A 12,937-nucleotide genomic window follows, 5' to 3' on the forward strand; every position below is an offset into this window, starting at 1 on the left:
GACCGCCGACGCCCGACGGTGCGACCGGACCTCATGGGCTGGGACGCTCCGTGGGAGGGTCTGCGGGTCGTGGTCACCGGCCTGGGCGTCTCCGGGTTCGCCGCGGCGGACACCCTCGTCGAGCTGGGCGCACAGGTCGTCGTCGTCGACGGCGGCACGGCGGAGAAGCAGCGGCGCGATGCGCAGACCCTCGAGATCGTCGGGGTCGGCGAGGTGCTGCTCGGCCCGGAGCACACCGCGGCGCTGCCGACGGTGGCCGGTGAGCCTGCCCAGCTGGTGGTGACCTCTCCGGGCTGGCGCCCTGATGCGTCGATCATCGTGGAGGCCTCCACGGCTGGGATCCCGGTCTGGTCCGAGGTCGAGCTCGCCTGGCGCCTGGGTCCGCGGCCCGGTGCGCGTACGCCGGAGTGGCTGGTCCTGACCGGCACCAACGGCAAGACCACCACTGTCGGGCTCCTCGAGTCCATGCTGCGGGCGGACGGTCGCCGGGCGGTCGCCTGTGGCAATGTGGGCATGCCGGTGCTGGATGCGATCCGCGATCCTGAGGGCTTCGACGCTCTGGCCGTGGAGCTCTCCAGCTTCCAGCTCCACTACACCGAGCTTCTGGACCCGGCGGCCTCCGCCGTGCTGAACCTCGCTCCTGACCATGTCGACTGGCATGGGGGATTCGAGGACTACCGCGCGGACAAGGCTCGGATCTACGAGAACACGCGCGTGGCGTGCGTCTACAACGTCGATGATCCAGTCACGGAGGAGATGGTCGCCGACGCGGACGTCCAGGAGGGGTGCCGCGCGGTCGGCTTCACGACGGGCACCCCGGGGCTCTCGATGCTGGGGATGGTTGAGGACGTGCTGGTGGACCGTGCCTTCCTGGTCGAACGTCGTCACCAGGCTCTGGAGATCGGCCAGCTCGCCGACTTCGGCCCGGTGGCCCCGCAGCACCTGGTGGCCAATGCGTTGGCCGCTGCGGCCTTGGCGCGTGCCGTAGGCGTCTCGCCGGATGCGGTCCGGGAGGGCATCCGGGCCTATGAGCCCGGCCAGCACCGCATCCAGCCGGTGGCGAAATCCCAGGACGTGCTGTGGATCAATGACACCAAGGCGACGAACCCGCATGCTGCGGCAGCCTCCCTGCTCAGCTTCCAGGACGTCGTCTGGATCGCTGGGGGACTGCCCAAGGGAGTCGTCTACGACGACCTCGTGGCACAGGCGGCCTCCCGCCTCCGACACGTCATCCTGGTGGGTACAGACTCCTCCCAGCTGAGGTCCAGCCTGGCACGACACGCGCCGGGCGTGCCGGTGGTCGGTGGCCGTGTGGGTGATGATGGAGGCGCACCGCTGAGCCTGCTGGAGCGCCGCCTGGCGGGTGCCGACGGCGCCGAGGCGATGCGTGCGGCGGTGGAGACGGCCGCGGACGTCGCCGAACCCGAGCAGACGGTCCTCCTCGCCCCGGCCGCGGCGTCGATGGACCAGTTCGACTCCTACGGCGACCGGGGGGATGCCTTCATCGCCGCGGTGGCCGAGCTGATGGAGCGGCGATCCGCGCAGGGGACCTCGGAGCCCGGCCACGGACCGGCCGATCCCGGGCCCGCAGACATGGAGCCCGCAGACACGGAGCCTGCAGAGGGCGAGGAGCAGCCGCTGCGGCGGGCAGAAGACCGCTGAGCACAGCACCACCGATCAGGAGGACGGAATGGACGACCGACGACCGCGTCTCCCATCCGTCAGACGGTTCGCGCCGGAGGAAGGGTCGCATGGCTCATCCTCCGCGCCGGGGGCGCCCCGTGAGGCGGACGAGAGCGGTGTCGAGGAGTCGGGAGCACAGGCCCCGGCCCTGGGCACCCCGGCACGTGATGAGGCCGATACGACGACGGGGGCGGGCGAGACGCCCAGCCCCGAGGAGCTGCGCAGTCGGCTGCGGCTCGTCGAGGCCGGCCCGCCGGATCCGGCGGGTACGGCCGACCCTGCCGACCCTGCCGACCCTGCAGGGTCTGTCGGCTCGGCAGCGTCCAGCGATGCCGCCGGCCAGGCATCCGGAGAGCCTGGCAGCTGGAAGGCCGAGCGCGCCTCCCGCTGGTCTGCTCGGATCAGTCGCTTCTGGGGCTTCATGGAGGGTGGCAGCGCCCACACCAACTTCTGGCTCGTTCTGGGATCCACGCTGGCCCTGACCGCCATCGGACTGACGATGGTGCTGTCCTCCTCGTCGGTCGACGCCTTCGGCGAGTCCGGCAGTTCGTTCACCCTGTTCACTCGGCAGGCGATGTGGGCCGTCGGTGGGCTGTTGGGAATGCTGGTGATCTCCCGGCTCCCGGACCGATCCCTCGGTCTGCTGGGATGGGTGCTGATGATCCTCTCCGGCATCCTGCTGGCGCTGGTGGTCTTCACTCCGTTGGGCCACGAGGTCAACGGGTCGCGGAACTGGATCCGCATCGGCTCGATCGGCGGTCAGCCCTCCGAGCTGGCGAAGCTGGCGCTCGTCCTGTGGGGCGCGGCCGTGCTGACCCGCAAGGGCCGACTGGTCCGCCGGTTCGTCCATTGGGCGATGCCTCTGGTGCTGCCCGGCACCCTGTCGATCCTGCTGCTCGTGCTGCTCGGCGGAGATCTCGGCACCAGCCTGATCATCCTGCTGATGGTCGGCACGCTGCTGTTCACCGTGGGCGTGTCCTGGCGCTACTTCGTCGTGACCGCGGCCTCGGCGGTCATCGCCGTGCTGCTGCTGGCCTGGACCAGCGCCAACCGACTGTTCCGCATCCAGGCGTGGTTGGGGATGAACTGCGACCATGCGTCCGACCCCTGCCATCAGTCGCAGCAGGGGATCTACGCGCTCGCCACCGGCGGCTTCTGGGGTGTGGGGCTCGGCCAGTCCCGGCAGAAGTGGCACTACATCCCCGAGGTGGAGAACGACTTCATCCTCACGGTGCTCGGCGAGGAGCTGGGACTGTTGGGCACGCTGGTCGTGCTGCTGCTCTTCGGCGCGCTGATCGTCGGGATCTTCCGCATCGCCGCCAACAGCGACGACCGTTTCGCTCGCCTGGCCTGCATGGGCATCGCTGCCTGGCTGGTGGGCCAGGCCTTCATCAACATCGGCATGGTCACGGGGCTGCTTCCCGTCATCGGTGTGCCGCTGCCGTTCATCTCCTATGGCGGGTCGGCGCTGACCTGTGCCCTGCTGGCGGTCGGCGTGGTGCTGAACTTCGCCCACCGGCGTCGGCGGCAGGAACGTGCCCAGGATCCTGCCGATCCGAGGGAGGCCGCCCCTGCGGACGTCGCGACGTCCGCGGAGGGACCCGCCCCGGCGCCTTCGGCACCGGCCCGCGCGCCCCGCGGCGCTCCCCCTTCCGTGAGTCTCCCCACCGCACACCGTCAGCGCCCGGCGAGGATCCGCCTCGGCGCCGGCGACGACAGGAAGAAGGCCGACACACCATGAGCACTCTGTCCGTGGTCCTGGCCGGCGGCGGCACCGCCGGCCACGTCTCACCGATGATCGCGATCGCCCACGCCGTCGGGCGCCTCGCTCCCGAGGCGGAGGTGTCGATGATCGGCACCGAGACCGGGCTGGAGACCCGCCTGGTCCCGGAGGCGGGCTTCTCGCTGGACACGATCGAGAAGGTCCCCATGCCGCGTCGACCGTCGCGGGACATGCTGCGCTTCCCCGGGCGCTTCCGGGCAGCGATCGACGACGCCGCAGAGATCCTCACCCGGCGCGGGGCCGACGTCGTGATCGGCGTCGGCGGCTACGTCTGCACCCCCGTCTATCTGGCCGCGCGCCGGATCGGCGTGCCGATCATCGTGCATGAGGCCAATGCCAGGCCTGGGCTGGCCAACCGCCTGGGCTCTCGGGTGGCGGCGTTCATCGGCGTGGCCTTCGAGGGCACTCCCTTGAAGGGGGCGCAGTGGGTGGGGATGCCCATGTCCCGGGGGATCTCTCAGTTGGACCGCACCGCCGCCCGCGCCTCGGCCCGTGAGGATCTGGGCTTGGAGCCGGATCGGACGACGCTGGTGGTGACCGGGGGGTCCTCCGGGGCTGCCTCGGTCAACCGGGCCGTGGCGGAGTCGCTGGATGACCTGCTGGCCACGGGAGCACAGGTGCTGCACCTGACCGGCCGGGACAAGGCTGTGCTCGGCGACGACGGTTCCCCGGTCCGCCGGGAGGGGTACCATCAGCGCGAGTACCTGGACGGCATGCAGCGGGCCTATGCCGCCGCCGACCTCATCATCGCCCGGTCCGGTGCCGCGAGCGTGTGCGAGATCGCCGCCGTGCGGCTGCCCGCTGTGTTCGTGCCGCTGCCGATCGGCAACGGGGAGCAGGAGCTCAACGCGAGGGAGCTGGTCGACGCCGGCGGCGCCCTGCTGGTCAAGGACGAGCACCTGACCAGGGAGTGGCTCGGCCGCAATGTGGTGCCTCTGCTGGAGGATCCGCGACTGCTGCGGACCATGGAGGGCCACGCCGCAGAACGCGGCATCACTGACGCCGACGATCGTATGGCGCAGGCGGCGCTCAACGCCGCCCGCCGGGAGGGACAGGCATGACCACCGCCACCGGCTCCGAGCCGAGCCCCGCCGGGGAGCCCGGCCGCGACCCGCTGACCCCGGCCCAGCTGGGGCGGGTGCATCTGCTGGGACTCGCCGGGGTGGGGGTCTCTGCCGTGGCACGCCTGCTGCAGGCGGCAGGAGTGCCCATCTCCGGCACTGACGGCAAGGAGCTGCCGGTCCTGGACGAGTTCCGTGCTGCCGGAGCGCCTGTCCGGGTCGGCTACCGGGCTGAGAACCTGTCCTCGGTGGAGGAGGAGACGGGGGAGCCGATCACCACGATCATCGCCTCCTCCATCGCGACGGCCGGAAACCCGGAACATGACGAGGCGGTGCGCCGCGGTCTGCGGGTCCTTCACCGTTCCGAGGGGCTTGCCGCCGTCATGTCGGGCCGCCGTTCCGTCGCGGTGGCGGGCACGCACGGCAAGACCACCACCTCCTCCATGACGACGGTGCTGCTCGAACAGGCCGGTCTCGAGCCCAGCTTCGCCGTGGGGGCGACGGTCGCCGGCCTCGGTGTCAACGCCGCCGCCGGCGGCGGGGAGTGGTTCGTGGCCGAAGCCGACGAATCGGACGGCTCGTTGCTGAACTATCGGCCCGAGGTGGCGGTCATCACCAATGTGGAGGCTGATCACCTCGATCACCACGGCACAGCCGAGGCGGTGCACCAGGTCTTCGTCGACTTCACCGAGCGCATCCTCGACGGCGGCGAGCTCATCATCTGCCAGGACGACGACGGGGCACGGCGCCTGCTGGCAGAGGTCTGCCCGGCACTGGCCAGGCGTGGCGTCACGGTCACCACCTACGGCTCCTCCGCGGAGGCGGACCTGCGCCTGGGGGAGCACATCGAAGCGGCCGTCGGCGCCCTGGGCCAGCGGTTCGTCGTCACGCGGGCCGGGAACGGTGAGGACTCCGGGGTGACCGCGGGCACGTCGGGGGTGCCGGAGCACCGGGAGAGCGCCGAGGTGCAGCTGGCCGTCCCAGGCCGTCACAATGCGCTGAACGCCCTCGCGGCCCTGGCCGTCGGCCTGCGGGCGGGCCTGGATCTGCACGAGGGCGCCCAGGCGCTCGAGCACTTCCAAGGGGCGGCCCGCCGTTTCGACCACCGGGGCGAGCACCGGGGTGTGCGCGTCTATGACGACTATGCCCACCATCCCACCGAGGTGGCCGCCGTGCTCGCCGCCGCCCGTTCCGCGGTGGGGGAGCACGGGCAGGTCCACGCGGTCTTCCAGCCGCACCTGTTCAGCCGGACGAGTCTCTTCGCCGAGGAGTTCGCCGAGGCCCTGGCCGCGGCCGACACGGTCGCCGTGCTGGAGATCTATCCTGCCCGGGAGGAGCCGCTGCCGGGAGTCACCTCGGGGCTCATCGCTGACCCGCTCTTCGCTCGGGACGACGCTCCACGGGGTGCCCGGATGGGCCGGGAGGACGCGGTGCGGGCGGTGGCCGACGCGGCCCGTTCCGGCGACATCGTCCTCACGCTCGGGGCGGGGGACGTGACCGCCCTGGGGCCGGACCTCGTGGAGGCTCTGCGCGGATGAGCCCCCGCCCACCGCGCCCACCGCGCCGACCTCGTCGACCGACGGGGGCCGCGGCGAGGCCCCCGTCGGTCGACGGGGACGCCGCCGCCGAGCCGCCACAGGACGACGTCTCCCAGGAGGCCCCTGCGCAGGAGACCGCCTCACGGGTCGCCGAGAGCGGCCCGGCAGGGGCCGGGCCCACCGAGGGGGACGTCGTCGTGCCTCTCGAGACCGAGATGCCGCGCCGATCACGGCGCACTGCCGAGGAGGTCTTCGAGGACCCCGGTGACGCGCCTCCGCAACGATCGAGCAGTCGCCCGGTCGCGGGGCCTCCCTCCGAGTCACAGGACTGGCACCTGGACGAGGACGACGACGCCGAGCCGCTGCCCTTCCCCGAGCCCGAGGTGGTCAGCACCCGTCGTCGCCGACGTCGTCGCCTCGGGTTGACGATAGGACTGGTCGGGGTCCTCGTCGCCGTGGTCGGGGTGCTGTACTTCTCGCCGCTGCTGACGATCCATCACATCCAGGTGGAGCGCAACGATCTGCTCACCGAGTCCCGCGCCCAGGACCTTCTCCAGCCGCTGTACGGCAGACCGCTGCCACAGGTGGGCAACGCCCAGGTCCAGGAGCTGCTCGCCGAGGAACCGGTGGTGGACGACGTCGTGGTCCAAGGGGAGCTCCCGGACACGCTGACGGTGGAGATCATCGAGCATCCGCCGGTGGCGGAGGTCCTCGACGGCGACGAGCTGCAGTTCTACAACGAGCACGGCGAGGTGATCCGCACCTTCGCGGATCCGGAGGACCCCGAGGCGGACGACCACGCGACGCCGCGGATCAGCGAGGAGGCCGCCCTGCGGGACGACGCCGTGTTCAGCACCATCGTGGCCGTGCTGGGGGAGCTGCCGGCCAGCGCGCGCGAGGCCATGGACTCCGCGACGGCGGACTCGATCGACTCGGTCCGGCTGATCCTGGACGACGGCAGGACCGTCGTCTGGGGAGGAGCCGAGCGCGGCGCTGAGAAGGCCGTCGTCCTGGAAGCCATCCTGGCCTCCGAGGCCGAGGACTTCACGGAGGTCGACACGATCGACATCTCCACTCCGGACACGCCCGTGACGCGGTGAACTCGCCCGTCAGGGCTCCGTGGCGCGCCGCCGCGCCGGATGGTCGGGCGGTGTCCAGGCGGCGCCGGTAGAGTGGCGGGCAGAACAACCTTCGAGCCAGGTCGAACGTTCGCGGGAGACCTAAGGTTCAAGTGCAACTTGAACGTTGCCGAGGGTTGTGGACCAGCAGAAGAATGTCATGAGCACGGAGGCTCCCGTCTGCTCGACGAGCGCAGCGACGTCAGGGCTTCCCGAGCACCGGCCCGGTGTGACCGCGAACCATACCGGTCCGGCCGGGAAGTCCGACGGGTCAGCCGGAACAGCCCAGGCGGTTTCGGTGGATGGACAGTGAGGAGTCGCGCAGCGACTCAGCGGGCGACGGGGGTCTCCGTGCCCATGACGTGAGAGACGAGCAAGGGACACACAACGTGGCAACACCGAACAACTACCTGGCCGTGATCAAGGTCGTCGGCATCGGTGGAGGCGGAGTCAACGCCGTCAACCGGATGATCGAGGTGGGCCTGCGGGGCGTCGAGTTCATCGCCATCAACACCGACGCCCAGGCACTGCTGATGAGCGACGCCGATGTGAAGCTCGACGTCGGCCGCGAGCTGACGCGAGGTCTCGGCGCCGGCGCCAACCCGGAGGTCGGCCGACAGGCCGCCGAGGACCACGCCCAGGAGATCGAAGAGGTGCTCACGGGTGCTGACATGGTCTTCGTGACCGCCGGCGAGGGCGGTGGGACCGGCACCGGCGGTGCGCCCGTCGTCGCGCGCATCGCGCGCTCCCTGGGTGCGCTGACCATCGGTGTGGTGACCCGTCCGTTCACGTTCGAAGGCCGCCGCCGGGCGTCCTCGGCCGAGACCGGCATCGAGGCGCTGCGCGACGAGGTCGACACCCTCATCGTCATCCCCAACGATCGTCTCCTCTCGATCTCCGACAAGAACGTCTCGGTCCTCGACGCCTTCCGCTCGGCGGACCAGGTGCTGCTCTCCGGTGTCCAGGGCATCACCGACCTGATCACCACCCCGGGTCTGATCAACCTCGACTTCGCCGACGTCAAGTCCGTGATGCAGGGCGCCGGATCGGCACTGATGGGCATCGGCTCGGCCAACGGCGAGGACCGTGCGGTCAAGGCCGCTGAGCTGGCGATTGCCTCGCCGCTGCTCGAGGCCTCCATCGACGGCGCCCACGGCGTGCTCCTGTCCATCCAGGGCGGCAGCGACCTGGGTCTGTTCGAGATCAACGAGGCCGCCCGTCTCGTGCAGGAGGTCGCCCATCCCGAGGCGAACATCATCTTCGGCGCGGTCATCGACGATGCGCTCGGCGACGAGGCTCGCGTCACGGTGATCGCCGCAGGCTTCGACCAGGTCGACGCCACCTCGGCTCCTGCTCAGGCGGCGCCGCAGGCGTCCGCTCCGCAGGCGCCGCGGGCCGCGTCCCCGGCACCCGCGCAGCGTCCCGCCCCGGCGACCGTTCCGGGGACGGTCCCCGTCTCCGGAAACTCCGTGCCCGGGACCGTGCCCGTCCAGCAGCCCTCCCACGCCGCTCCGCAGCACCACGGCGGCGAGCACGACACCGCGCCGGTCCAGCGCCAGGCGCATCAGGGCCAGGAGGAGCAGGACATCCCGGACATCGTGGAGTCGGACTACACCGGCAGCCGCAGCGATGACCTGGACGTGCCCGACTTCCTGAAGTGACGACCCGTCGATGACGGAGGCTGGCGGCGTGGACTCGCTGTACTGGTGGCATGACACAGCCGCCGGAGGCGACGTCCACGTCGCCTTCACGTCTGTCAGGGCCGGCAATCTGGCCCGACACGTGGGCGATGAGGACGTCGAACAGATCGAGGTCCGCCGTCGCGCGCTGCAGCAGCGCATGGGTGTGGAGCCGGGGACCCTCCGGTTCCTGGATCAGGTGCACTCGGCCACGGTGCTCGACGCCGCGGCACATCCTGCCTCTCCGGGCGCCGCACCGACCGGCGACGCCTGGTTCTCCCGGGCCGGCGCCGAGCCCCTGGCCATCATGGTCGCCGACTGCCTGCCGGTGCTGATGGTCGGCCGCACGGCGTCGGGCGGGACGTCCAGGGCCCCTGGCGGCGAGGCCCTGGTGACGGCCGCGGCGCATGCGGGCCGTGCCGGGCTCCTGGACGGAGTGCTGGAGAACACGGTGGCGGCGCTGCACGAGTATGGCGCCGAACGGATCCAGGCCTGGATCGGTCCGGGAGCCTGCGGCTCCTGCTACGAGGTGCCTGCCGCCATGCGGGACGAGCTGGCCGTGCGCAGGCCCGCGATCGCCTCCGAGACGACCTGGGGGACACCTGCTCTGGATCTTCGCTCCGAGGCGGAGGAAGTGCTGCGCGGCCGCGGCGTGGAGGTCCGCCAGCTGGCCGGCTGCACCATCGAGGACGACACGCTGTTCTCCCATCGGCGTGCACCGGGCGAGGGTCGGTTCGCGGGCCTCGTCTGGCGCGCACGCTGAGCCACCGGGCATCCGCACCGTCCCTGACCTAGAGTGGAGGGGTGGAACTGCACAGCACCTCATCGCCCGAGCTGGAGGACGACCGCACCGAGGAGCTCCGGGAACGGCTCGACGCCGTCCGGGCGCGCATCGATCGGGCCGTGGCGCTGGTCGGCCGGCGTGAACGCCCGGAGCTGATCGTGGTCACCAAGTTCTTCCCCGCCGAGGATGTCCTGCGGCTGCTGCATCTGGGCGTCACGGATGTGGGGGAGAACCGGGACCAGGAGGCCTCGGCCAAGGCGGACGCGGTGGATCGGCTCATCGCCGCCCACACCGCGGCCCATCCAGACCTGCCGCTCGCCCCACCGCGCTGGCACTTCATCGGGCAGCTGCAGTCCAACAAGGCCCGATCGGTCCTGCGCTACGCCTCCAGCGTCCACTCTGTGGATCGCTCCTCGCTGCTCAAGGCGCTGCGACGTGCCGCGGCCGGCAGTGCCGAGTCTCAGGAGGCGGGGGCGCCCGCAGCAGGGCGGGCCCGTGAGGTCGACTGTCTCATCCAGGTGGATCTGCGCACCGAGATCCCCTCGGACGCTCGAGGCGGAGCACGGCCGGAGCAGATCGCGCAGCTCGCCGATTCGGTGCAGGCGGCGGAGGGCCTGCGGCTGGCGGGGCTCATGGCCGTGGCGCCGCTGGACGAGCCGCCCGGCCCGGCGTTCGCCAGACTCGCCGAACTGTCCGCGGAGCTGCGCACGGTGCATCCGGAGGCAGTCATGGTCTCAGCGGGGATGAGCAATGACCTGGAGGAGGCCGTGGCGCACGGCGCGACACACCTGCGCATCGGACGGGATGTCCTCGGGAACCGCCCGGCGCCGCGATAGTGTCGGAGACGCGCAGTGACAACCCCAGGACCTCCCGCCCTGCGTGCGATTCCTGCTCGAATCCAGCGGGGCGACGGAGGTCCCGACCTTCCCAGGAGTGACCTCATGGCCGGTGCATTCAAGAAGACCATGATCTACCTCGGCCTGGCCGACGGAGACGAGTACGAAGACGAGCGCGCACGCGCCGAGGAGCGTCCCGCGGCGCGTGCTGAGGCCCCCGCTCCGCGCCAGGGATCCGCCGCGTCGCGGGCTCCCGAGCCCAGTGCCTCATCGCTCCGCACCGGGCCTGTGGCGGCCGTCCCGGCCTCGAGCACCTCGCGCGGGTCCGAGGTCGTCTCGATCGATGCGGCGGCACACGGTGCAGGTGCGGCGAGCAGCGCACGGAACGTCGAGGCGTGGGGAGCCGCCGATCAGGGGGACTCCTCCGCCTACAACAGCTCCAGCCTCGCGGTGGATCCCGAGTACCGTGCTCCGGTGACCCCCATCAAGCGTGCCCCCTCCTCCCGGGATGAGAGTTCCGCCATGCGTCGAATCACCACCGTCCACCCGCGCTCCTACAACGATGCTAAGGTCATCGGTGAGTCCTTCCGCGACAGCATCCCGGTGATCATGAACGTCACCGATATGGGGGAGGCGGAGGCCAAGCGACTGGTCGACTTCTCTGCAGGCCTCGTCTTCGGCCTGGGCGGGTCGATCGAGCGTGTGACGAACAAGGTCTTTCTGCTGACCCCCAAGAACGTGGAGGTCCTCGCCGAGGAGCGCGCGGCCGGCGATTCGCCGTCGTCCGCGCAGTTCTTCAACCAGAGCTGAGCCTCCGGGGCTGACACGAGGTCCTGCGGGGCATCTGCCCGAGCCCTGACATGACACCAACACTGATCAGAGGAACGACGCCGAACCGTGGACCTCATCGCCGCTCCGATCTATCTGCTGCTGACCGTCTACCAGCTGGCCCTGGTGATTCGGATCATCTTCGACATCACCCAGCAGTATGCGCGCCAGTGGCGCCCCAAGGGCCTGGCACTGGCAGTGGCCATGGCGGTCTATGCGGTCACCGACCCGCCGATCCGCTGGCTCCAGAAGCGCATCCCGCCGCTGAATCTCGGCGGAATCGCCCTGGACATGGGATTCATCATCGTCTTCCTGGGGGTCGTCATCGCCAAGATGGTGGTGCGCGGCATCGGCATGGCCTGATCAGGTCCTTCTGCGGTCCAGCTCCAAGCCTCGCTTGAAGGTTGAGGTCGAACCCCAGGCCGCGGACCGGGTATTCTGTCCGGTGACCGCTCGACATCCCCAGGACGCTGTAGGTCTGCGGGCCGACGATGGGCACCGCGCCTTCACGCTGAACCGCTTCTCGACGAGGTGACACTGCATGGCCCTGACTCCCGACGACCTCCTGAACAAGGAGTTCCCGGAGACCAAGTTCCGTCCCGGCTACGAAAAGGACGCTGTCGACGACTTCCTCGATGACGTGGTCGTCGAGTTCCGTCGCCTGATCCAGGAGAACGAGGATCTCAAGGCCCAGGTCGCGGCCCTCGAGGAGCAGCTCGAGGAGCACCCCGCGAACCTCGAGCCCGACGAGCTCAAGGACGCCGGCCTGTCCGGCTACGCCGGCACCGCCGCCGAGGTCACCGGGACGTTCGCACCGATCACCGAGGACTCTGAGGCGGAGGCGGAGGTCGAGCCGGAGGCATCCGAGGAGACCGACGCGCCGGAGTCGGAGGAGCAGCCTGAGGCTCCGTCCGCCCAGGACAGCGCCGTCACGGCGTACCCGGAGTACCCGCTGGGCACCCGGCCGGCCCAGCCGGCGCCTGAGGTGCAGACCGTCGACGAGTCCGGCGCTGACGCCGACGGTGTGGCCTCCACCGCCACCGGCGTGCTCGCGATGGCTCAGAAGCTGCACGATCAGTACGTCGCTGAGGGTGAGCAGACCCGCGCGGCCTACATCGCGGAGGGTGAGCAGACCCGGGCGGCCTACATCGCCGAGGGCGAACAGACTCGCGCGGCGTACATCTCTGAGGGCGAGGAGACCCGGGCGGCGTACATCTCCGAGGGAGAGACCACCCGCGAGCAGTACATCACTGAGGGTGAGCAGACGCGGGCGGCGTACATCGCCGAGGGTGAGACCACCCGGGACCAGTACATCGCCGAGGGTGAGAAGACCCGGGCCGAGTACATCGCCGAGGCTGAGCGCAAGCGTGCGGAGATCGTGACCGAGGCGGAGACCCGCGCGGAGAACATGATCGAAGAGGCGGAGCTCACCTCATCCCGGACCCTGGCTGTTCTGGAGCGCAAGAAGGCCGACCTGGAGACCAAGGTCAGCGAGCTCACCAGCTTCGAGCGCGACTACCGAGCACGTCTGAAGGACTACATCGAGGGCCAGCTCGCGGATCTCAACAGCCGCGGCTCCATCGAGAAGGAAGCCACCGGCGCCGAGCTGTGAGCACCGGTCAGCTCC

11 protein-coding genes are annotated in these 12,937 nt (G+C 70.6%); all 11 read left to right on the top strand.

Annotation, left to right across the window (positions count from 1 at the left end):
- The first annotated feature begins 33 nt into the window (after positions 1 to 33).
- Positions 34 to 1,662, top strand: coding sequence for a UDP-N-acetylmuramoyl-L-alanine--D-glutamate ligase (gene murD / locus ABD658_RS01105; protein ID WP_344743661.1), 1,629 nt, complete (start codon positions 34 to 36; stop codon positions 1,660 to 1,662).
- Positions 1,663 to 1,690: 28 nt separating this feature from the next.
- Complete coding sequence (gene ftsW, locus ABD658_RS01110) at positions 1,691 to 3,424, top strand: putative lipid II flippase FtsW (protein ID WP_344683443.1); 1,734 nt, start codon at positions 1,691 to 1,693, stop codon at positions 3,422 to 3,424.
- Positions 3,421 to 4,527, top strand: a complete 1,107-nt coding sequence (murG, locus tag ABD658_RS01115) for an undecaprenyldiphospho-muramoylpentapeptide beta-N-acetylglucosaminyltransferase (RefSeq protein WP_311023924.1) — start codon at positions 3,421 to 3,423, stop codon at positions 4,525 to 4,527. The genes ftsW and murG overlap by 4 nt, the downstream gene beginning before the upstream one ends.
- Positions 4,524 to 6,065, top strand: a complete 1,542-nt coding sequence (gene murC, locus ABD658_RS01120; protein WP_344683440.1) for a UDP-N-acetylmuramate--L-alanine ligase — start codon at positions 4,524 to 4,526, stop codon at positions 6,063 to 6,065. Before murG ends, murC begins: the two co-directional genes overlap by 4 nt.
- A complete protein-coding gene (locus tag ABD658_RS01125) occupies positions 6,062 to 7,165 on the top strand; it encodes a cell division protein FtsQ/DivIB (protein WP_344743628.1) in 1,104 nt (367 codons plus the stop codon). Before murC ends, ABD658_RS01125 begins: the two co-directional genes overlap by 4 nt.
- Positions 7,166 to 7,572: 407 nt before the next feature.
- Positions 7,573 to 8,844 carry a cell division protein FtsZ gene (ftsZ, locus tag ABD658_RS01130; RefSeq protein WP_344683436.1) on the top strand — a complete coding sequence of 424 codons (1,272 nt, stop codon included), beginning with the start codon at positions 7,573 to 7,575 and terminating at the stop codon, positions 8,842 to 8,844.
- A 28-nt stretch (positions 8,845 to 8,872) separates the two neighbouring features.
- The gene (locus ABD658_RS01135; RefSeq protein ID WP_344683434.1) at positions 8,873 to 9,625 is read left to right on the top strand and encodes a purine nucleoside phosphorylase YfiH/LACC1 family protein; all 753 of its coding nucleotides are present in this window, start codon (positions 8,873 to 8,875) and stop codon (positions 9,623 to 9,625) included.
- A 41-nt stretch (positions 9,626 to 9,666) separates the two neighbouring features.
- Positions 9,667 to 10,482 (top strand): YggS family pyridoxal phosphate enzyme, encoded by an 816-nt coding sequence (locus ABD658_RS01140; protein ID WP_344743630.1) that lies wholly within the window; start codon positions 9,667 to 9,669, stop codon positions 10,480 to 10,482.
- Positions 10,483 to 10,587: 105 nt separating this feature from the next.
- Positions 10,588 to 11,292, top strand: a complete 705-nt coding sequence (locus ABD658_RS01145; RefSeq protein WP_344683432.1) for a cell division protein SepF — start codon at positions 10,588 to 10,590, stop codon at positions 11,290 to 11,292.
- A gap of 87 nt (positions 11,293 to 11,379) precedes the next feature.
- On the top strand, positions 11,380 to 11,673 hold the full coding sequence (locus ABD658_RS01150) for a YggT family protein (RefSeq protein WP_070162384.1): 294 nt from the start codon (positions 11,380 to 11,382) through the stop codon (positions 11,671 to 11,673).
- Between the two features lie 178 nt (positions 11,674 to 11,851).
- On the top strand, positions 11,852 to 12,922 hold the full coding sequence (locus tag ABD658_RS01155) for a DivIVA domain-containing protein (protein ID WP_344683430.1): 1,071 nt from the start codon (positions 11,852 to 11,854) through the stop codon (positions 12,920 to 12,922).
- Positions 12,923 to 12,937: the final 15 nt, after the last annotated feature.

This window comes from Nesterenkonia aethiopica, from assembly GCF_039534665.1.
GTDB lineage: Bacteria > Actinomycetota > Actinomycetes > Actinomycetales > Micrococcaceae > Nesterenkonia > Nesterenkonia aethiopica.